Annotated in this window: 20 protein-coding genes and 4 tRNA genes; 19 read left to right on the forward strand and 5 right to left on the reverse strand. The window is 50.5% G+C overall.

Going from position 1 to position 19,153, the window contains the following annotated elements:
- Positions 1-151 precede the first annotated feature (151 nt).
- Together hslO and hslR are read right to left on the reverse strand one after the other, a co-directional pair.
- Positions 152-1,027 (reverse strand): Hsp33 family molecular chaperone HslO, encoded by an 876-nt coding sequence (hslO, locus tag HGP28_RS16465; RefSeq protein WP_168837561.1) that lies wholly within the window; start codon positions 1,025-1,027, stop codon positions 152-154.
- A 29-nt stretch (positions 1,028-1,056) separates the two neighbouring features.
- The gene (gene hslR, locus HGP28_RS16470) at positions 1,057-1,443 is read right to left on the reverse strand and encodes a ribosome-associated heat shock protein Hsp15 (RefSeq protein WP_168837562.1); all 387 of its coding nucleotides are present in this window, start codon (positions 1,441-1,443) and stop codon (positions 1,057-1,059) included.
- Between the two features lie 272 nt (positions 1,444-1,715).
- On the opposite strand from hslR, the gene gspC reads away from it, so the two are divergent.
- The 12 genes from gspC to HGP28_RS16530 all read left to right on the forward strand — a co-directional run bounded on the left by gspC (position 1,716) and on the right by HGP28_RS16530 (position 13,086).
- Entirely contained in the window at positions 1,716-2,642 is a 927-nt protein-coding gene (gene gspC, locus HGP28_RS16475) for a type II secretion system protein GspC (protein ID WP_168837563.1), read from the forward strand.
- Between the two features lie 33 nt (positions 2,643-2,675).
- A complete protein-coding gene (gene gspD, locus HGP28_RS16480) occupies positions 2,676-4,703 on the forward strand; it encodes a type II secretion system secretin GspD (RefSeq protein WP_168837564.1) in 2,028 nt (675 codons plus the stop codon).
- Entirely contained in the window at positions 4,703-6,199 is a 1,497-nt protein-coding gene (gene gspE / locus HGP28_RS16485; protein WP_168837565.1) for a type II secretion system ATPase GspE, read from the forward strand. Before gspD ends, gspE begins: the two co-directional genes overlap by 1 nt.
- The gene (gene gspF / locus HGP28_RS16490) at positions 6,199-7,416 is read left to right on the forward strand and encodes a type II secretion system inner membrane protein GspF (RefSeq protein ID WP_168837566.1); all 1,218 of its coding nucleotides are present in this window, start codon (positions 6,199-6,201) and stop codon (positions 7,414-7,416) included. Before gspE ends, gspF begins: the two co-directional genes overlap by 1 nt.
- Positions 7,417-7,489: 73 nt before the next feature.
- Complete coding sequence (gene gspG / locus HGP28_RS16495) at positions 7,490-7,930, forward strand: type II secretion system major pseudopilin GspG (RefSeq protein WP_168837567.1); 441 nt, start codon at positions 7,490-7,492, stop codon at positions 7,928-7,930.
- Positions 7,931-8,003: 73 nt separating this feature from the next.
- Positions 8,004-8,603, forward strand: coding sequence for a type II secretion system minor pseudopilin GspH (gene gspH, locus HGP28_RS16500; protein WP_211092038.1), 600 nt, complete (start codon positions 8,004-8,006; stop codon positions 8,601-8,603).
- The gene (gspI, locus tag HGP28_RS16505) at positions 8,590-8,952 is read left to right on the forward strand and encodes a type II secretion system minor pseudopilin GspI (protein ID WP_168837568.1); all 363 of its coding nucleotides are present in this window, start codon (positions 8,590-8,592) and stop codon (positions 8,950-8,952) included. Before gspH ends, gspI begins: the two co-directional genes overlap by 14 nt.
- Positions 8,939-9,625 carry a type II secretion system minor pseudopilin GspJ gene (gene gspJ, locus HGP28_RS16510; RefSeq protein WP_168837569.1) on the forward strand — a complete coding sequence of 229 codons (687 nt, stop codon included), beginning with the start codon at positions 8,939-8,941 and terminating at the stop codon, positions 9,623-9,625. Before gspI ends, gspJ begins: the two co-directional genes overlap by 14 nt.
- Entirely contained in the window at positions 9,622-10,638 is a 1,017-nt protein-coding gene (gene gspK / locus HGP28_RS16515) for a type II secretion system minor pseudopilin GspK (RefSeq protein ID WP_168837570.1), read from the forward strand. The genes gspJ and gspK overlap by 4 nt, the downstream gene beginning before the upstream one ends.
- Entirely contained in the window at positions 10,607-11,806 is a 1,200-nt protein-coding gene (gene gspL / locus HGP28_RS16520; RefSeq protein WP_168837571.1) for a type II secretion system protein GspL, read from the forward strand. The genes gspK and gspL overlap by 32 nt, the downstream gene beginning before the upstream one ends.
- A gap of 7 nt (positions 11,807-11,813) precedes the next feature.
- Positions 11,814-12,305, forward strand: a complete 492-nt coding sequence (locus HGP28_RS16525) for a type II secretion system protein M (RefSeq protein WP_168837572.1) — start codon at positions 11,814-11,816, stop codon at positions 12,303-12,305.
- Position 12,306: 1 nt separating this feature from the next.
- Positions 12,307-13,086: a type II secretion system protein N gene (locus tag HGP28_RS16530; RefSeq protein WP_168837573.1), complete on the forward strand. Its 780-nt coding sequence runs from the start codon at positions 12,307-12,309 to the stop codon at positions 13,084-13,086.
- A 74-nt stretch (positions 13,087-13,160) separates the two neighbouring features.
- Here the strand turns inward: HGP28_RS16530 and pssA are convergent, their stop codons facing one another.
- Positions 13,161-14,501 carry a CDP-diacylglycerol--serine O-phosphatidyltransferase gene (gene pssA, locus HGP28_RS16535; protein WP_168837574.1) on the reverse strand — a complete coding sequence of 447 codons (1,341 nt, stop codon included), beginning with the start codon at positions 14,499-14,501 and terminating at the stop codon, positions 13,161-13,163.
- A gap of 105 nt (positions 14,502-14,606) precedes the next feature.
- A complete protein-coding gene (locus HGP28_RS16540) occupies positions 14,607-15,026 on the reverse strand; it encodes a GNAT family N-acetyltransferase (protein ID WP_168837580.1) in 420 nt (139 codons plus the stop codon).
- 102 nt (positions 15,027-15,128) lie between these two features.
- Between HGP28_RS16540 and murB the strand changes: the two genes are divergently transcribed.
- Both murB and birA read left to right on the forward strand, forming a co-directional pair.
- Complete coding sequence (murB, locus tag HGP28_RS16545; protein WP_168837575.1) at positions 15,129-16,220, forward strand: UDP-N-acetylmuramate dehydrogenase; 1,092 nt, start codon at positions 15,129-15,131, stop codon at positions 16,218-16,220.
- The gene (gene birA, locus HGP28_RS16550; protein WP_168837576.1) at positions 16,207-17,163 is read left to right on the forward strand and encodes a bifunctional biotin--[acetyl-CoA-carboxylase] ligase/biotin operon repressor BirA; all 957 of its coding nucleotides are present in this window, start codon (positions 16,207-16,209) and stop codon (positions 17,161-17,163) included. Before murB ends, birA begins: the two co-directional genes overlap by 14 nt.
- A 133-nt stretch (positions 17,164-17,296) precedes the next feature.
- Here the strand turns inward: birA and coaA are convergent, their stop codons facing one another.
- Positions 17,297-18,220 carry a type I pantothenate kinase gene (gene coaA, locus HGP28_RS16555; protein WP_168837581.1) on the reverse strand — a complete coding sequence of 308 codons (924 nt, stop codon included), beginning with the start codon at positions 18,218-18,220 and terminating at the stop codon, positions 17,297-17,299.
- A 202-nt stretch (positions 18,221-18,422) separates the two neighbouring features.
- On the opposite strand from coaA, the gene HGP28_RS16560 reads away from it, so the two are divergent.
- The 5 genes from HGP28_RS16560 to HGP28_RS16580 all read left to right on the forward strand — a co-directional run.
- Positions 18,423-18,498: transfer RNA gene (locus tag HGP28_RS16560), tRNA-Thr, on the forward strand.
- Between the two features lie 47 nt (positions 18,499-18,545).
- A tRNA-Tyr gene (locus HGP28_RS16565) sits at positions 18,546-18,630 on the forward strand.
- Between the two features lie 35 nt (positions 18,631-18,665).
- Positions 18,666-18,740, forward strand: a tRNA-Gly gene (locus HGP28_RS16570).
- Positions 18,741-18,751: 11 nt separating this feature from the next.
- Positions 18,752-18,827, forward strand: a tRNA-Thr gene (locus HGP28_RS16575).
- A gap of 93 nt (positions 18,828-18,920) precedes the next feature.
- The coding region (locus tag HGP28_RS16580; protein WP_246225767.1) for a GTP-binding protein at positions 18,921-19,153 on the forward strand (233 nt) is incomplete at its 3' end.

Below are 19,153 nucleotides of genomic sequence, written 5' to 3' on the forward strand. Positions count from 1 at the left end.
TTATGCCACAAGGGTTGGATTAATATTTTATAAAAATTAAGGCGTTGTAAAATTACGAAGTGAAGCAAAGAGATTGCGGGGGTGTTCGCAAAAAGTCGGCCTAGAGCCGACTTTTTGATTAAAAAACTACCAACTTAGTGCGGAAAAAAAATTAATGAACTGTCGGTTGAGTCGGAGTTTCACCATCATAAAGTGCGTTTACCTGCGCTTTATCGAAGGAATATGTTGTGCCGCAGTAATCACAATGTAACGACACCACACCTTCTTCTGCGAGAATTTCATCAATTTCATCACGTGAGACGGTAATAATGGCTGCGCCACTGCGCTCGCGTGAACAACCACAATGAAACTCTACCGGTTGCGGGTCAAACACGCGCACCTGATCTTGGTTGTAAAGGCGATACAGTAGCTCTTGCGCTGGCAAGCCAAACAGCTCTTCATTTTTGACGGTGTTGGTCAACTGCTCAAGGTGCTCAAAATCTTCTGGCGCGCCAGTGCCATCTGGCACGACTTGAATCAGCATACCGGCCGCATGACGCACGCCTTCATGTTCACCAACACGCAACCATAGGCGAGTTTTAAGCTGCTCTGAATTGGCAAAGTAGCCTTCAATCACTTGAGTGAGATTGTCGCCATCAAGACCGACAACACCTTGGTAACGTTCGCCTTTCTTTGGAATGATGGTGATCACCAAATACCCTTTACCCATCATTTGGTGCAAAGTTGCATCGTCAGCAATATCACCTTCCCAACGAGCGACGCCGCGCACTTTCTGGTCATGGTCGCCATTAATCACGGCCAGTGATACCGGACCATCGCCTTGCAACTGCAACGTGATAGAGCCTTCAAATTTGAGCGTGGCAGTGAGTAGCGTTGTTGCCACCAACAACTCACCGAGCAGAGTTTCAATCGCTGCTGGGTAGTCTTTGTTGGCAATGATTTGTTGATACGCGTCGTCCAATTGAACCAATTCGCCACGAACGGAGAGATCTTCAAAGAGGTAGCGATGTAACACGTTGTTTGCCATAGTAGCAGTATCCTCGTTAGCCAGTCAGCTTACTGATTTTTAAATTTGATGATGTCGCGACGCTGTTTTTTATCAGGGCGACGATCGGGACTTGGGTTGTGAGCGTGCATTTTACGCTCAAGAGCTTGGGTTTCGCGCTTGGTAATGCTGTCGTCGGTTTCGCGATAGAGCGTTTGCGCTTCGGGTGCACCGCGGCGTTGCTCACTGATCCGCTCAATCACCACGGTTTTTTCTTCATTACCTTGACGTAGCACAATAACCGCGCCGAGCTCGACGGTTTTACTTGGCTTGACGCGCTGTCCATTATAGTGAACTTTACCGCCGTCGACCATATTACGTGCAATTGAACGCGTTTTATAAAAACGGGCAGCCCAAAGCCATTTATCGAGTCGAACAGCGTCGTTTACGGAACTCATTGCCAATATGCCTCTCTAATGATGCTTGACCGAGCAGAAATCGAAAAGGCATTGCCGTGCGATGTCTACTCCGTGCTATGGTGCGCCATTGACCTGCGTCATAGCGATACGGCTATACAATGGTGATCGAAGTCCAATTTTTCAAGGAAGTTGGCAAAAACGGTGAAGAGAAACAGCTGTGCCATAAAGCTGTGATATAGTTCACTACTATTTTTTATGGTCGGTTAACGCTCGATGTGACGCAACATATCGATATTGAAGGAAGCGAATTAGTGAAGCAATTGGAGTTTGGTCGCAGTTTAAGTACGTCCCCAGTTTGGGCTCGTTTGCGCGCCAACAGTGTCCCAATCCAGCGCCGCGTTAGCACACTGACAGCCGTTACGTTTGTGGCGCTTAGTGGCTGGACCCTTGGCCAAGTCGTCTGGTTAGTTTACCCCAATAACACGCCAACTGTCGCGCAGTGGCAGCCGCCTGCGGTCTCCAGTAGCGCTTCAACCTCAACCAGCAATGGGTTAAATATCGCCCCCTTGAAAGCCGCCAATCTCTTTGGTCAGTATCAAGAGCGCCAAGCCCCTGTGGTGAAAAAGCCGGTCGTGGTTCAAGAAGCCCCAGAAACGCGTTTGAATTTGGTGTTGGTCGGCGCCGTCTCGAGCAGTGCCGCAGAAAAAGGCTTGGCTGTGATTGCCAACCGTGGCAAGCAAGCCACTTATGGTATTGGCGAAGTGGTTGACGGTACACGCGCCTCACTGAAAGCGGTGTTTGTTGACCGTGTGATCATTGATAACCAAGGCCGTGATGAGACGTTAATGTTGGAAGGGGTCGATTATTCGAAAACCCCAACCTCAATCGCGCAGCGTAATGATTCGGCATCCAGTGCGCCAGCACTGTCTGATGAACAAATCAGTCAAGCGCGCGCCGAAATTGCCGCCAACCCTCAAGCAATTTTCCAATATGTGCGCTTGTCGCCGGTGAAAAAAGATCAGCAGGTGATTGGTTATCGAGTGAGTCCGGGCAAAAATGCCAGCTTGTTTGATGGCGTGGGTCTGAAAAATGGCGACATCGCGGTGCAAATTAATGGTAGTGATTTAAATGACCCCGCCGCAATGACCGGAATATTTAAAAGCATTACTGAACAAAATGAGCTGAATCTGACGGTAGAACGTGACGGTCAGCAGCATGATATTTATATCCAATTTTAGTCCTTACGTCAGCGTAAGAGTGAGGAGAGAGTCGTGAAACATTGGTTGAACAAAAGCGCGTGGCTGATTGCCGGCAGTTTGTTCTGCGCCTCAGGTGCTGTAGCAAATGAATACAGTGCCAGCTTTAAAGGAACGGACATTCAAGAGTTCATTAATATTGTCGGTCGTAACTTAGAAAAGACGATTATTTTTGACCCTTCGATTCGTGGAAAAATCGATGTGCGCAGTTACGATGTGCTCGATGAAAAGCAGTACTACAGCTTTTTCCTCAATGTGCTCGACGTTTACGGCTATGCCGTGGTTGAGATGGAAGATGGCGTGCTAAAAGTGGTGAAAGCTAAAGACGCCAAAACCGCGGCAATTCCAGTGCTTAGTGGTAGCGAAGGCAAAAACCTGCCCGGCGATAGCGTGATCACGCGTGTGGTGGCGGTGCGCAATGTCTCGGTGCGTGAGTTGTCGCCACTGCTGCGTCAATTGATTGATAACGCGGGCGCGGGCAACGTGGTGCATTACGATCCGGCGAACATCATTTTGATCACAGGTCGCACTGCGGTGGTGGACCGTTTGGCAGAAATCATCAAACGCGTCGACCAAGCTGGTGATAAAGAAATTGAAGTCATCGATCTTAAGAACGCCTCGGCGGCAGAGATGGTGCGCATTGTTGAAGCGTTGAACAAAACCGACAAACAGACCACGCCGGCTTTCTTAGAGCCTAAATTAGTCGCCGATGATCGCACTAACTCGATTTTGATTTCGGGCGATCCACAAGTGCGTCAGCGCTTGAAGCGCCTGATTATGCAGCTTGATGTTGAGATGGCGAGCAAAGGCAATAACCGCGTTGTGTATCTTAAATACGCCAAAGCCGAAGACTTAGTCGATGTGCTCAAAGGGGTATCTGAAAATCTGCAAGCGGAAAAGAACAGCGGACAGAAGAGCAGCAGCTCGAATCGTAATGAAGTGGTGATTTCCTCCCATGAAAGTACCAACTCATTAGTGTTGACCGCGCCACCCGATATCATGATTGCGTTGCAAGAGGTGATTTCTCAGCTCGATATTCGCCGTGCGCAAGTGCTGATTGAAGCTTTGATTGTCGAAATGTCAGAGGGTGACGGTGTTAATCTTGGCGTGCAATGGGGCTCACTTGAGACCGGCGCTATAATTCAGTACGGCAATTCTGGCGCTCCATTAGGTCAGGTACTTGTCGGTCTTGAAGAAGCCAAGGATAAGACGGTTGATGTACTTGTTACTCCTAACGATGGGTCTCCACCTTATACCGTAAAGGAAACAGAAGAGGGCGATTATTCCACTTTAGCTGCAGCGCTTGGTGGCGTTAATGGCGCGGCGATGAGCATCGTGATGGGTGACTGGACGGCGCTTATCAGCGCGGTGGCGAGCGATTCAAACTCCAATATTTTGTCATCCCCAAGCATTACTGTGATGGATAACGGTGAAGCCTCGTTTGTTGTGGGCGAAGAGGTGCCGGTTATCACTGGATCAACTGCAGGTTCTAATAACGACAACCCATTCCAAACCGTTGATCGTAAAGAGGTCGGTATCAAACTCAAAGTGGTGCCGCAAATCAACGAGGGCAACTCGGTTCAGCTCAATATTGAACAAGAAGTCTCTAACGTGCTTGGCGCCAATGGCGCGGTGGATGTTCGTTTTGCGAAACGTCAGCTCAACACTTCGGTCATGATTCAAGATGGTCAAATGCTGGTGCTTGGCGGCTTAATTGATGAGCGCGCCTTGGAAAGTGAATCCAAAGTGCCGTTACTGGGCGATATTCCCGTTTTAGGTCATCTGTTTAAATCCACCAGCACGCAGGTTGAAAAGCGTAATCTGATGGTGTTTATCAAACCAACCATCATTCGTGATGGTATGACGGCCGATGGCATCACTCAGCGTAAATACAACTACATTCGCGCCGAGCAGCTTTACAAAGCGGATCAAGGCTTGAAACTGATGGACGACAGCCACATTCCTGTGGTGCCACGTTTTGGTGAGCCACGTCAGCACCCGGCTGAAATTCAAGTGTTTATTGAACAGATGGAAGTGCAGTAATGGTTGATTTTGCTGAGATGCAGGCAATGCGTAGGCTGCCGTTCAGCTTTGCCAATCGCTTTAAAGTGGTGCTCGAATATGAGCACCCAGAGCGCGCGCCAACGTTATTTTACGTAGAGCCACTCGCGCCAGCGGCGCTGCTCGAAGTGCGCCGCGTGGTAAAACAAGCGATTGTGCCCGTCGCATTGAGCAGCGAAGAGTTTGAAAAGAAATTGACGCTGGCGTATCAGCGCGACTCTTCAGAGGCGCGTCAGCTGATGGAAGACATTGGTGCCGATGATGATTTCTTTTCGCTGGCAGAAGAGCTGCCGCAAAGTGAGGACTTACTTGAGTCCGAAGACGATGCGCCAATCATCAAATTGATTAACGCGATGCTTGGTGAGGCAATCAAAGAAGGCGCGTCGGATATTCACATCGAAACCTTTGAGAAAGCGTTATCGATTCGTTTTCGTGTCGATGGTGTGCTGCGCGATGTTTTGGCGCCGAGCCGTAAACTGGCCCCCTTGCTGGTTTCGCGGGTTAAGGTAATGGCAAAGCTAGATATTGCCGAAAAACGAGTTCCGCAAGATGGCCGCATTTCGCTGCGCATCGGTGGCCGCGCGGTTGATGTGCGAGTCTCGACTATGCCTTCATCTCACGGTGAGCGGGTGGTGATGCGTCTGCTGGATAAAAATGCCACCAGACTCGATTTGCACAGTTTAGGAATGACTCGAGCGAACCACGATGTGTTTGGGGGGTTGATTCAGCGTCCGCACGGCATTTTGCTGGTGACAGGGCCAACGGGCTCGGGTAAATCGACCACGCTTTATGCGGGCTTGCAAGAGCTCAATAGCAAAGAGCGCAACATTCTCACCGTTGAAGATCCGATTGAATTTGATATTGACGGCATTGGCCAAACTCAAGTCAACCCCAAAGTCGATATGACGTTCGCTCGCGGATTGCGCGCAATTTTGCGTCAAGATCCGGATGTGGTGATGGTCGGTGAAATTCGTGACCTTGAAACGGCGCAAATTGCGGTTCAAGCCTCACAAACCGGTCACTTGGTGATGTCGACCCTGCACACCAACTCAGCGGTGGGCGCGATCACCCGTTTGCGTGATATGGGCATTGAGCCGTTTCTCATCTCATCGTCACTGCTTGGCGTGCTCGCGCAGCGCTTGGTGCGTACGCTCTGCTCCGATTGCAAAGCGCCCTATGAAGCGGATAAAGAACAGAAAAAATGGTTTGGTCTGCAAGAGTCTGACTCTTTAACCCTGTATCGCTCGGTGGGATGTGAGCGTTGCAACCAAAAAGGGTATCGAGGCCGAACTGGTATTCATGAGATGCTGGTGGTGGATGAACAAGTGCGCGAGCTTGTCCACGAAGAAGCGGGTGAGCTGCAAATTGAACACGCGATCCGTCGTCATACTCCAAGCATACGCGCCGATGGTTTGGCGAAAGTCAAACAGGGTATCACCACGCTTGAAGAGGTGATCCGCGTGACGAAGGAGTCGTAATGGCAGCGTTTGAATACAAGGCACTCGATAGTTCAGGAAAGCACAAAAAAGGCACTCTCGAAGGCGATAATGCCCGTCAGGTGCGCGCGCGCTTAAAAGAGCAAGGTCTTATTCCGGTTGAGGTGATCGAAACCAAAGCCAAAGCGGCGAAAGCCCAATCTCAAGGCGGTTTTCAACGGGGGATCAGCACTGCAGAGCTGGCGCTCATTACGCGCCAATTGTCGACACTGGTGCAATCGGGCATGCCGCTAGAAGAGTGTTTGCGCGCAGTGGCTGAGCAAGCCGAGCGTCCGCGTATTCGAACCATGCTGGTGGCGGTGCGAGCAAAAGTGACTGAAGGTTACACGCTGGCCGATAGTTTTGCTGACTACCCCCACATTTTTGATGAGCTGTTTCGCGCTATGGTGGCAGCCGGGGAAAAGTCAGGGCATCTTGATGCCATTTTAGAGCGATTGGCCGACTACGCTGAAAATCGCCAAAAAATGCGTAATAAGCTCCTGCAAGCGATGATTTATCCGGTTGTTTTGGTGGTGTTTGCAGTCTCGATTGTCGCCTTTTTGCTTGCAACTGTGGTACCCAAAATTGTCGAACCCATCATGCAGATGGGGCAAGCTTTGCCAGAGTCGACCCAATTTTTGCTCGCGGCGAGTGAGTTTATTCAAGAGTGGGGTCTTAGCTTATTTATTGCGACTGTGGTGACCGTTTACGCGGTGAAATGGGCGCTCAAGCGTCCTAACATTCGTTTAGCGTGGGATAGGCGCTTACTCCGCTTGCCTTTGATTGGCAAAATTTCACGTGGTCTTAATACCGCACGATTTGCCCGTACATTGGCGATTTGTTCGTCCAGTGCGATTCCGATTTTGGAAGGCATGCGCGTCGCGGTGGATGTGATGACCAACCAGTTTGTTAAAAAGCAGGTGCTGGCCGCGTCCGATAACGTGCGAGAAGGGGCCAGTTTGCGTATGGCACTCGACCAAACCAAACTGTTTCCACCCATGATGCTGCATATGATTGCCAGTGGTGAGCAAAGTGGTGAACTCGAAAGCATGCTGACTCGCGCTGCCGATAACCAAGACCAAAGTTTTGAGTCGACAGTGAATGTGGCGTTAGGGATCTTTACTCCAGCCTTGATTGCTCTGATGGCGGGTATTGTGCTGTTTATCGTGATGGCAACCTTGATGCCAATGCTGGAAATGAATAACTTAATGAGTGGCTAATCGGCACGCATTGTCACTCAGTGTGAGTGTGAAGATTTAGGCACTTTTAGTGATTGCTATTGTGGAGACAATAATGACAACAAAAATGAAAAAGAACGCAGGTTTTACCTTGCTTGAAGTGATGGTTGTGGTGGTAATTCTCGGCATTTTGGCGAGTTTTGTTGTACCAAACCTATTGGGGAACAAAGAGAAAGCCGACCAACAAAAAGCGATCACTGATATTGTTGCGCTGGAAAATGCTTTAGACATGTACAAACTGGATAACAGCATTTACCCAACCACAGATCAAGGGTTGGAAGCGTTGGTGACACCGCCAAGTCCTGAACCACGTAACTACCGTGATAATGGCTATATCAAGCGTTTACCAAACGATCCATGGGGTAATGAATATCAATTTTTAAGCCCGGGTGATAACGGTACCATTGATATCTTTACGCTTGGCGCTGACGGTCAAGAAGGCGGTGAAGGCCCAGCAGCCGACATCGGTAACTGGAACATGCAAGATTTCCAGTAAACCCAAAATAGGCGGCGCGAAGCCAGCACTTCTCGCCGCTGTCTCATTGATTTCAACATCACGGAAACCGATTTTGCAGCAGCCTCACCGCGCGATACGCGGATTCACTCTCATCGAAATTCTCTTGGTTTTGGTTTTGCTCTCGCTGACCGCCGTTGCGGTAGTGACGACATTGTCGACCGCGGTGAATACCGATGCGCGCGATCAGGCGCAAAGTTTTTACCAGCGCGTACGGCTTCTTAATGAAGAGGCGGTACTTTCTGGTAAGGATTTTGGCGTACGCTGGGATGAAGAGCAGCGTCGCTATCGTTTATTGCATTTAAATCAAGACGGTTGGCAGCCACTCGAATACGCTCGCATTCCCAGTGATACCGAATGGTCAGAAGAGCTTGTAGTGGCACTGGAAATTGGCAGCAGCGCTTGGCAAGACCAAGACCGCTTGTTTGAGCCGGGTTCTTTGTTTGACGAAGAGATGTTCGCCGAACTTGAGGAAGAGAAAAAGCAGCGTCCACCGCAGATATTACTGTTATCCAGTGGTGAGTTGACCCCCTTTACCATGGCATTTTACCCTCATGATGGGGACAGCGAGCAAGATGCTTGGCGTGTGGTCGCGAAAGAAAATGGCCAACTGATCCAACTGGCTCCCGGCGAGGTGCTTGATGATGAAGAGTAAGCACACTCGAGGCATGACCTTGCTTGAAGTGCTGGTCGCGTTAGTGATTTTTGCCACTGCAGCGATGAGCGTGATCCGCGCCGTCAGCCAGCACGTCAATACAGTCGGGTTTCTCGAAGAGAAAATGTTCGCCGCTATGGTCGCAGATAACCAGATGGCACTGGTGGTGTTAGCGGGCAAAAAGCCGAGTGCAAAAAAAGGCGAAGCGGAACTGGCCGGCCGCACCTGGTATTGGAGCGTGGCGCCAGTAGCGACCGCTCAACCACTGCTGAGTGCGTTTGATGTCAGCGTGGCAACGGCGAAAAATGCCAAACCTATCGTGACGGTGCGCAGCTATGTTCCTCAATAATTCTTGCGCGCCAACAAATAGGCGCAAAGCGCGTGGTATGACCCTCATTGAGGTGTTGGTTTCCATTGCTATTTTTTCAACCCTCAGTGTTGGGGCCTATCAAATCGTTAATCAGGTGCAGCGCTCCAATGAGATTTCTGCCGAGCGCAGTGCCAGATTGAATGAAATTCAGCGCGCGTTGGTGATGCTTGATAATGATTTTCGCCAGATGGCGCTGCGTCAAACTCGCAGCGATGGCGAAGAGGCCGGAACCAAGCTGCTCCATTGGCAAGATTATCTGTTGGACTCGGATGAAAAAGGGGTAATGTTTGCCCGTGTCGGGTGGCATAACCCCGAACAGCAGTTTCCTCGCGGCGAAGTGACGAAAGTCGGTTATCGAATTAAAGATAATGTCCTTGAACGTGTCTGGTGGCGCTACCCCGATACGGTCGCTGGGGAAGAGGGGTTGGCACTGCCGCTATTGACTGGGGTTGAAGCGCTGGATATGCAATTTTTTGATGGCAAAAGCTGGGTCAAAGAGTGGGATGTTGAAAGCTCGCTCCCTGAAGCGGTCACGCTGGAGCTAACGCTGGATGATTATGAGACCCTTTCTCGCGTTTACATTACCCCGGGAGGAAGCCTGGATTTGGGGCAAGCTCAAGGCGAGAACTCGCAACAAGGTGACACACAATGAGATCGCATAAGCGTTCACGTGGCGTCGCCCTGATCATCATTTTATTATTGCTGACCATCATGACCACGATAGCGGGCGTGATGTCAGAGCGACTGTTTGCGCAGTTTCTGCGCGGCAACAACCAAATTAATTATCAACAAGCGTATTGGTACGCCATTGGCATTGAAGCGCTGGCAAAGGTGGGGATTGAGCAAAGCTACAAAGATACCGACACGATTAACTTGAGCCAGCCATGGGCGTTAAAAGAGCAAACCTACCCACTAGATTACGGGATTGCCAAGGGATTTATTGTTGATAAACAAGCTTGTTTTAATCTCAATGTGCTAGCGTCTGTCGCGCCAGCGGCTGGGCAGACCGAGCGGCCCTATCTGGTTGAGGTGTTTCGCACGCTTCTAGAAGAAGCTGGCGCAGAGCCTTATCAAGCGGAAGTGATTGCGGATGCGACATGGGAGTTTGTCGATAGCGATGATCGGGTTATGTCGCAGATGGGGGTGGAAGATGCCACCTACGAGAGTTTTGCGCCGGCGTATTTGGCGGCAAACGGCTTAATGGCCGATGCCAGTGAGCTGCGCGCTGTCTACCAAATGAGTGGGCCGCTGATGAGTAAGCTGGCCCCCTTAGTTTGCGCTTTGCCAACCAATGATTGGCGCTTGAATGTCAATACGATTGAAGCGGCGCAAGCGCCGATTTTGGTTGCCATGTTTGCGCCGTCACTGAGTTTGAGTGACGCGCAAGAGCTGATTGAAGGCCGTCCTTATGATGGCTGGAACGATGTCGAAGATTTTTTTGCCGAGTCTGAACTTGGCAGTGTGGATGACTCAAAACGCCAGCAGGCTCGTGGCTATCTCAGTGTTGATAGCGCGTTTTTTGAGTTGGATGCGCAGGTGGAAGTTGCGGAGTCGCGCGTGCGAATTCGCAGCCTCTTACACAGTAGTAACCGTGAGGCGGTGGATGTAGTCCGTCGCCGTTTTGGAGGGTTCAGTGAGCGAGTTTCTGACCGTTCGACTGAGTAGCGAACAGCACCATAGCGTGCCTTGGCTGGTATGGTCTACCAGTCAACAAGAAGTGATTGCCAGCGGAGAGCTGCCGAATCAGGAACATTTGGATCAGCTAGTCGCTTATGCTGAGCAGCGCTCGATCATTGTATTGGTTGCGGCCAGTGACGTGATGATGACCCAAGTGACCGTACCGCCGGGCGGCGCGCGTCAGTTTGATGCGATGTTGCCGTATTTGGTGGAAGATGAAACCGCGCAAGATGTCGATGCGCTTCATTTTACTGTTGTCGAAAAAAGCGCAGGTCAAGCGCACATTGTGGCGATTGAACGGGCTTTTGTTCAGCGCACCTTGGAGCAATTTCGCGCCCTTGGGCTGGATGTAAAAAAAATGCTGCCCGATTGCCTTGCACTGCCATTTAATGGTGATGCGGCGAGTGCAGTCAAATTGGGCCAACAGTGGCTCATTCGTTTACAGCCATACCAAGGCGCGGCATTAGATGAAAGCTGGATGCCGCTGTATCTGGATGCGCAAGCGGGTGATGCGCCACTGCCCATTGATTGTTATAGCGATCTTCCTGTGCAAACCGGAAGTCGAACTTGGCGAGCGCAGCCAGCTGAAATGGCGATGGCGCTATTAGCAAAAGGGGCGATTGCCAGTAAGGTCAATTTGCTTTCCGGTCACTTTAAAGCCAAATCTTCGCTGCTCAAACACCTCAAGGTGTGGCAAAAGGCAGCGTTGGCCGGTGGGCTTTTGGCCATCTCGCTTTTAGTGCAACAAGCACTCACACTCCACCAGTTGGAACAAGAGACGGCCGCTTATCGTGCTGAGCGCGATCGCGTGTTCCGCCAAGTGATGCCGGGTAAGAAAAAGATCCCAACGGTGAGCTATTTGAAGCGCACGCTTAACGATGAGGTGTCACGTCTTTCCGGTGGTGGTAGCGACTCACTGCTGCTGCCTTGGTTAAACCAACTGCCTGCGACGCTCGGCAGTGTTAGCGGCATGGAATTACTGAGCGTGAAATACGATGGTTCGCGTGATGAAATGCGTTTGCAAGCTCGCAGCCAAGATTTCCAGACCTTTGAACAGGCGCGGCTTAAGTTAGCCGCTGAGTTCACGGTGGAACAAGGTCAGCTAAACCGCAACACCGAAGGGGTTGTTGGCAGTTTTGTATTAACCCGTAAGTGAGGCTTGAATGAATAATTTGCTGATCCCTTTGCAGACGTGGTGGCGCAGTATTACGCCACGTGAGCAGCGCTTGGTCGGGGCGGGTGGTGGTCTTGCACTGCTTGGTTTGCTTTATTGGGGGCTTATCGCGCCATTGCAAAGCGCGGTTGCGACGGCGCAACAACAAAAAATCAATGAACAGCAGACATTGGCTTGGGTTGAGCAAAAAGCCGATGAGATTGTTAAACTGCGTGCTAGCTCAGGTATGGCGGTCAGCGCTCAGCCCTTAAATCAAGTGGTGGCAAGTACCGCTGGTCGTTATCGAATTGAATTAGTGCGGGTGCAGCCACGTGATGAGATGCTACAAGTGTGGGTACAGCCAGCGCCGTTTTCTCAGCTCATAGATTGGCTCGCGTTTTTGCAAGAGACACAAGGGGTCAGTGTCGAGTTCTTGGATATTGACCGTGACGCGCAATCGGGCGTAGTTAAAGTGGCCCGATTGCAGTTTAAGCGAGGATAGAATGAAGAAAATAATTGGCTATTCGCTGCTTTTTGTCTCATTTTTCATCGCCAGTGTCATCGCTACGCTTCCGGTGAATGTGGTGCTAGAGTGGGTCTCTTTGCCGCGCGCGTTGCAAATTCAAGGCGCCAGCGGCACCGTGTGGCAAGGGCAGGCGACATCAGTACGTTGGCAGCGTTATCAATTGGGTGCATTGCAGTGGCAGTTTCGCCCAAGCGAGCTGTTTTCCGGCGCGGCAGTGGTGCAAGTGCGCTTTGGGCGCGGTAATCAATGGCAACTGAGCGGCAAAGGACTGGTCGGGTATAGCTTAAGTGATGGGGCGTTTGCGCAAAACGTTGTGGCGTCACTGCCTGCCGCGCAAGTGCTTGACCAATTAAAACTGCCGATCCCAGTACCTTTATCGGTCACAGGGAATGTTGACATCAATATTAAGCAAGCGATTTATGGCGCGCCGTGGTGTGCCAGTGGCGAAGGTTCATTAGCTTGGACTGGCAGTGCGGTAAACAGTCAAATTGGCACGGTGGCACTTGATTTAAATTTGGATCAGGTCATTGCGGATGTGCAGTGTCAAAACAGTCAACTGACGCTAGAAGGGCGTCAATCGAGCAATCACGTTATTGCTGAATTTGACGCCGAGTTGACGCCACAGCGCCAATACAGCGCCAGTGCGTGGTTTAAGCCAGAAGCGCAATTTCCAGCAGAATTGGCAAACTATCTCAAGTTTATCGGTTCGCCAGATGGTCAAGGACGTTACCGCTTTACTCAGGCGGGACGGATATAAAGACACCAAAGGAGCGCGATGCGCTCCTTTTTCTTTTTAGCTGATGAGTCGAATGCCCTGACGGGCTTAACGTGCTAGAGAATGCGTTTTAATACGCCATCGGCCTTGATGCGTGTAATTTTGCGCATTAGTTTTTGCACATTACTTGGATAATCTTCCACTTTTTCTAGCTGTTTGTAAGTGCAAATCAGTTGAGTGTGCTGAAGAATGTTACTCATTTCTTGCTCAAACTTGTCAACCAACAAGGCTTGCGGATCTTGGATCAGTAGGCCATTTTCCAAATCCAGTCCCCACGCACGCGGATTGAGGTTGTTGCCAGTCAGTAGCATATAGCGTTTATCAACCCAGATCCCTTTGAGGTGGAAGCTGTTTCGCTCGTGTCGCCACAAGCGAATGGAGAGATTGCGGGCCGCAATTTGCGCTTCGTTGCTTTTGGCAAAACGGCGCAAATTCAATTCGTACAAATAAGGCAGGCCACCAATGGTTTTAAAGCTCTCTTCTGGCGCAATGTAAAAATCATTCGCCGTTTTATCGCCAACCACTATGGTGACTTTGACGCCGCGTTTCAGTGCGCGCTTAACCTCTTTTGCGATGGCTTTGGGAAAATTAAAGTAAGGGGTGCAAATCAAAATCTCATCACGAGCCGCTCGCAGTAGACGTATCACCTGTTGATTGAGTAGATTACGACGCTTTCCAAGCCCTACCAGCGGAGTAATGGCAACATCGCCTGCGGAGAGAGTTTGCGGAGTAAAGTGGTATTTGGCTTGAGCCAAACCTGCACGAAGCTGGCGGATCGCCGGCTTTATCGCTTTGGTTGACGGTTTATCGCTCGCGGTTAAATCATTAACCGCTGGGTGCGCAATCATCTCTTGGCGAATAAAACGCACCATGCTATCGGCAAGATTTTGATTCTTAATGACATGATAGCGGTCAAAGCGATACCGATCGTGGTAGTTAAGGTAAATATTATTGAGACTGGCGCCGCTGTAAATCACGCTGTCGTCGATAATAAACCCTTTAAGGTGTAAGACCCCAAACACCTCTTTGCCACGCACGGGAATGCCGTAAACCGGGATTGGGGTGGAGGACGCCTGAGCAAACGCTTGATACATCGCCGCGTTTCCGGCCGATGCAGCAGCGCCAATAAGGCCGCGCTGAGCACGGTGCCAGTCGACACAGACGCGCACATCCAGATTCGGATTTTGCTGTTTCGCTTGGTATAACGCGGTTAAGACTTCACGCCCCGCCTCATCATCTTCAAGATATAACGCGACTAAGTAAATACGCGTCTTGGCCTCAGCAATAGCGCTGAGCAGCCGAGTACGAAATTCACTGGCACTAAAAAGAACGTCGACATCATCGGCGCGCGTTGCCAGTGCTGGAGTGGTAGCGAATGGATTGGTGCTAGCCATCATAGAATGTGTTGAACCTTTATTAAAGCCAAGCGCGACGCCAATGGGTGCGTTGCAGACAAAGCGGGGATTCTAGCAAAGATGGGCAAATTTTTACCATAAAACCTGCTAGGGGCAAGTTATGGGCAGGTTAAATTGCATCGGAATGAGATCTTTACCACTTACTGTGTAGCGTTGGTAGGCCATTTTTAACCCATTGGGTAAGGTTTCGGGATCAATTCGCTGAAAATGGTGCGCAGCGTAATAAGCTTCAAGATGCGCGTAGGCAAAGCAAAATACCTGTGAATCAAAGTGGTGTTGCGCACAATGGTCAAGTAATGCCGCGCCGACGCCTTGACCACGATATTCCGGCGGCACCAGCATGCCCGTGAGCAGCTGCGCTGACTCAACACGGCGTAAACGAAGCAGTGCCGCTATGGCACTTTGGTGCTGCGCGACCCAAATTACTTCATCAGCTTTGGCTTTAGCGCTTGGGTAGTGGGCTTTGTAGAGCTTTTTTACCAGCGGCAGTTTGATAGGGTCAAGCAGATGAAACTGCAAGCAAGTGGCAATAGTCACTGCGGCGCGACTCCTTTACGAGTAGAATGGGCCAGTCTACGTGAATTAACCTAATTTGTGCAAACCGCTGTTATGCAAATACGTCACTCTGCTTCGCTCAAGGCATACCATACCTTTGGTATTGAGCAAACCTGCGACACTTTGGTGGAAGTCACCAGTGTGGCTGAGATTGAATCTGTTTATCGCAACCCACAGTGGGCGACCAAGCCTAAATTGATGCTTGGCAAGGGCAGTAACGTGCTGTTCACCACGCCCTATCAAGGTGTGGTGATATTAAATCGACTGCTTGGCAAAACCGTGAGTGAGACCGAATCTGAGATCCGTCTTCACGTCGCCTCGGGTGAAGATTGGCCTGAACTGGTGCGCTGGTGTGTTGAGCAAGGGTTTGGCGGGTTGGAAAATTTAGCACTGATCCCCGGTTGTGCCGGCTCTGCGCCGATCCAAAATATTGGCGCCTACGGTGTCGAGTTCAAAGACATTTGTGAATACGTCGATGTGTTGGCTCTCGATACCTTTGAGGTGACACGAATGGCGGCTGACGAGTGTCAATTTGGCTACCGCGATTCGATTTTTAAGCATCAGCTCTATCAGCGCTGCGTTATTGTCGCAGTAGGGCTGCGTCTGCGTAAGCCTTGGCAAGCGGTTGTCGATTATGGGCCACTACAGCAATTACCACCTAGTGAGCGCACGCCGCGAGGCATTTATGAGCAGGTGTGCCGCACGCGCATGGAAAAATTACCCGATCCTGCTGTGGTTGGCAATGCGGGCAGTTTCTTTAAAAACCCGATTATCAGCCAAGCACAATACCTGCGTCTCATCGCGATCGCGCCAGATCTTGTTGCTTACCCCAGCGGCGAGCAATACAAGGTGGCGGCAGGATGGCTGATTGACCAATGTGGCTTGAAAGGCTTACGCATCGGAGGCGCGCAAGTCAACCCGCAGCAAGCGTTGGTCTTAACCAACATTGACAACAGCCACGCCGAGGATGTTATTGCGCTCGCCACAGAAGTCTGTCAAACCGTTTGGCAGCGCTATCGAATTGCGCTAGAGCATGAAGTGCGTTTTATTGGTGCAACCGAAGAAACCTCACTTCAGCAGTTACACCCTGAGTTGTCGCATGCTATGGCAGCCGAACAGAATGAGAGTGACAATGAAGCGCGATAATCGAGTTAAGCTGCATATTCTACATCGCTTGGCGGGCGGTGGTTTCGTTTCCGGCGAAACCCTTGGCCTAGAGCTTGGGATTTCGCGTGCGGCGATTGCAAAACAGATCGGAGGCCTTGCCGATTGGGGAGTCGATGTTTATCGCATTCCGGGGCGGGGTTATCAGCTGGCAGCGCCGATACAGCTGTTAGACGAAGCGACGATTGCCAATGGATTGACCACGCCAGTTACTCTCGTTCCGGTGATTGATTCCACAAACCAGTATTTGCTTGACCAAGTGACCAATTTATCTTCTGGCGCTTTGTGTGTGGCTGAATACCAAACGCAAGGCCGCGGCCGAAGAGGGCGTCAGTGGTTATCGCCGTTTGGCAGCAACTTGTATATGTCGATGTACTGGCGACTCGATGCCGGTATGGCGGCGGCGATGGGGCTGAGCCTCGTGGTTGGGATTGCCGCAGTAGAAGCGCTGGAGTCGCTCGGCTTTGCTGGCATCAAGTTGAAATGGCCTAATGATATCTACTATCAAGACAAAAAACTGGCGGGCATCTTGGTTGAAATGTCAGGACAAGCTGGTGGGGCTGCGCATCTGGTGATTGGCATGGGCCTTAATATCGCAATGAATGATACTCAAGGCGTGATTGACCAGCCTTGGACCGCATTGAGTCAATTTGAACACGAGGTTGACCGAAACACTTTGGTGATTGCATTAGCCAATGCTTGGCAGCACGCTTTGACCGAGTATGAGTTGCAAGGCATGACGCCTTTTGTCGATAAATGGGCTCGCTTAGATAACTTTCTTGGCCGTCATGTCAAATTGATCATGGGGCCGCGTGAAGTGCAAGGGGTGGTAAAAGGCATTGATGTTCAAGGGGGCATTGTGCTGGATACGCCAATGGGCGAGCAGAGTTTTGTCGGTGGAGAAATCTCGCTGCGCAAAGTGTGATTGGGTGGTGGCAAAGGAAACGGCGCCACACCATTCACTTGCTGTCACTTGGGTATAGATCACGCTGCTCAGAGGCTTTGCTCGTTTGCCGCCGACCTGCGACGCCAAGTTGTTTGAGTAAAAAACGCTGGGGCTATTTACGCAAGCGAATGCTTTCGACGAGGTGGTTCTCACCTTTATGCAAAATGAGGTGAGCGCGCTCGCGCGTCGGCAATATGTTCTGCGCTAAGTTGACCCCGTTGATTTCACGCCAGATCTGCTGCGCTTTCGCAATCGCCTGCGACTCGTTTAGCTGAGTATAGTGACTGAAGTAAGAGCCTGGTTTGGTGAACGCACCCTGACGAAACTGCAAGAAACGCTCGATATACCACTGCTCGATGATCTTCGATTGCGCGTCAACGTAAATTGAAAAATCGATAAAATCAGAGAGAAACACACGATTAGGATCGGTTGGGTAGTCACGCCCAGTCTGCAACACGTTCAGCCCCTCAATGATCAGCACATCGGGCCTATCAATGGTTTTGACTTCATCGGTGATGTCATAGGTGATGTGAGAATAGACCGGTACGGTGAGGTTGGGCTTTCCCGCCTTAAGATCGGAGACAAATTGCACCATGCGTTTCATGTCGTAAGACTCAGGGAAACCTTTGCGATGCATGATGGCTTTTTCTTCTAGCACCGCCTTAGGGTAAAGAAACCCATCGGTAGTGACTAAGTCCACCTTAGGATGATTGTCCCAACGTGATAGCAGTGCCTTGAGTAGACGCGCTGTGGTGCTTTTTCCCACTGCAACGCTACCGGCAATTCCGATAACAAAGGGGGGCGCGTACGCTTCTCGATTTAAAAACGCTTGCAGAACCGAGTTACGGCTTTGACGAGCACCAACATAGAGATTGAGAAGGCGCGATAGCGGCAAATAGATTTGGACCGCTTCATCCACAGTGAGGCGTTCGTTGATCCCTTGCAAAGCCTTTAAATCGGTCTCAGACAGCGTCATCGGTACCGAGTTTCGCAACTCGGCCCATTGGGCGCGGTCAAATGTGAAATAGGGGCTCATGGCAATCTCAATTTCTAATGAAGAAGGCATGAAAATACAGCATGACGCTGCAAATGCAAATCACGCCAGTGCAATCGCAGTAAAAATCATACTTATCTGTATAATTTTGCAGCAAACAATCGAAAAATAGTAAAAAAAGCCATTTTTTTTGGATTTGCTATTGCAACCCTGAAAATCATTCTCTAAAATCCGCCCCACTTATGCCGACTTAGCTCAGTAGGTAGAGCAACTGACTTGTAATCAGTAGGTCACCAGTTCGATTCCGGTAGTCGGCACCATTCTTTCCCGCTTAGTGATAAGCCGTAGTCAGAATGGAATAAAATTTGGAGGGGTTCCCGAGTGGCCAAAGGGAGCAGACTGTAAATCTGCCGGCACTGCCTTCGATGGTTCGAATCCGTCCCCCTCCACCATATTCTTTAGGAAATAGCGCTTCGAGTTACGTGTTGCGGGCATCGTATAATGGCTATTACCTCAGCCTTCCAAGCTGATGATGCGGGTTCGATTCCCGCTGCCCGCTCCACTCCTTTAAGTGCTGATATAGCTCAGTCGGTAGAGCGCATCCTTGGTAAGGATGAGGTCCCCAGTTCGATTCTGGGTATCAGCACCAGTCTCGCACCGTTGTTTCCTTAGTTAGAATATTCACCATTTGTTTGGTTGCGTGGTCTTCATACCACCTAAATCCGTACCTAGAGGGACAATCATGTCTAAAGAAAAATTTGAACGCGTAAAACCGCACGTAAACGTTGGTACAATTGGCCACGTTGACCACGGTAAAACTACTCTAACTGCAGCTATCTGTACTACTCTTTCTAAGCATTACGGTGGCGCAGCGCGTGACTTCGCATCTATCGATAACGCTCCAGAAGAGCGTGAGCGTGGTATCACTATCTCTACTTCACACGTAGAGTACGACACTCCAACTCGCCACTACGC

Origin of the sequence: Vibrio agarilyticus (assembly GCF_012641465.1) — a bacterium.
Taxonomy (GTDB): Bacteria; Pseudomonadota; Gammaproteobacteria; order Enterobacterales; family Vibrionaceae; genus Vibrio; species Vibrio agarilyticus.

Coding starts and splice junctions, on each gene's coding strand:
- birA (WP_168837576.1), top strand. CDS start 16,207: ATGAAGCGCGATAATCGAGTTAAGCTGCATATTCTACATCGCTTGGCG.
- pssA (WP_168837574.1), bottom strand. CDS start 14,501: ATGATGGCTAGCACCAATCCATTCGCTACCACTCCAGCACTGGCAACG.
- gspE (WP_168837565.1), top strand. CDS start 4,703: ATGGTTGATTTTGCTGAGATGCAGGCAATGCGTAGGCTGCCGTTCAGC.
- gspJ (WP_168837569.1), top strand. CDS start 8,939: ATGTTCCTCAATAATTCTTGCGCGCCAACAAATAGGCGCAAAGCGCGT.
- hslR (WP_168837562.1), bottom strand. CDS start 1,443: ATGAGTTCCGTAAACGACGCTGTTCGACTCGATAAATGGCTTTGGGCT.
- gspF (WP_168837566.1), top strand. CDS start 6,199: ATGGCAGCGTTTGAATACAAGGCACTCGATAGTTCAGGAAAGCACAAA.
- gspI (WP_168837568.1), top strand. CDS start 8,590: ATGATGAAGAGTAAGCACACTCGAGGCATGACCTTGCTTGAAGTGCTG.
- gspG (WP_168837567.1), top strand. CDS start 7,490: ATGACAACAAAAATGAAAAAGAACGCAGGTTTTACCTTGCTTGAAGTG.
- HGP28_RS16525 (WP_168837572.1), top strand. CDS start 11,814: ATGAATAATTTGCTGATCCCTTTGCAGACGTGGTGGCGCAGTATTACG.
- HGP28_RS16530 (WP_168837573.1), top strand. CDS start 12,307: ATGAAGAAAATAATTGGCTATTCGCTGCTTTTTGTCTCATTTTTCATC.
- gspK (WP_168837570.1), top strand. CDS start 9,622: ATGAGATCGCATAAGCGTTCACGTGGCGTCGCCCTGATCATCATTTTA.
- hslO (WP_168837561.1), bottom strand. CDS start 1,027: ATGGCAAACAACGTGTTACATCGCTACCTCTTTGAAGATCTCTCCGTT.
- murB (WP_168837575.1), top strand. CDS start 15,129: ATGCAAATACGTCACTCTGCTTCGCTCAAGGCATACCATACCTTTGGT.
- coaA (WP_168837581.1), bottom strand. CDS start 18,220: ATGAGCCCCTATTTCACATTTGACCGCGCCCAATGGGCCGAGTTGCGA.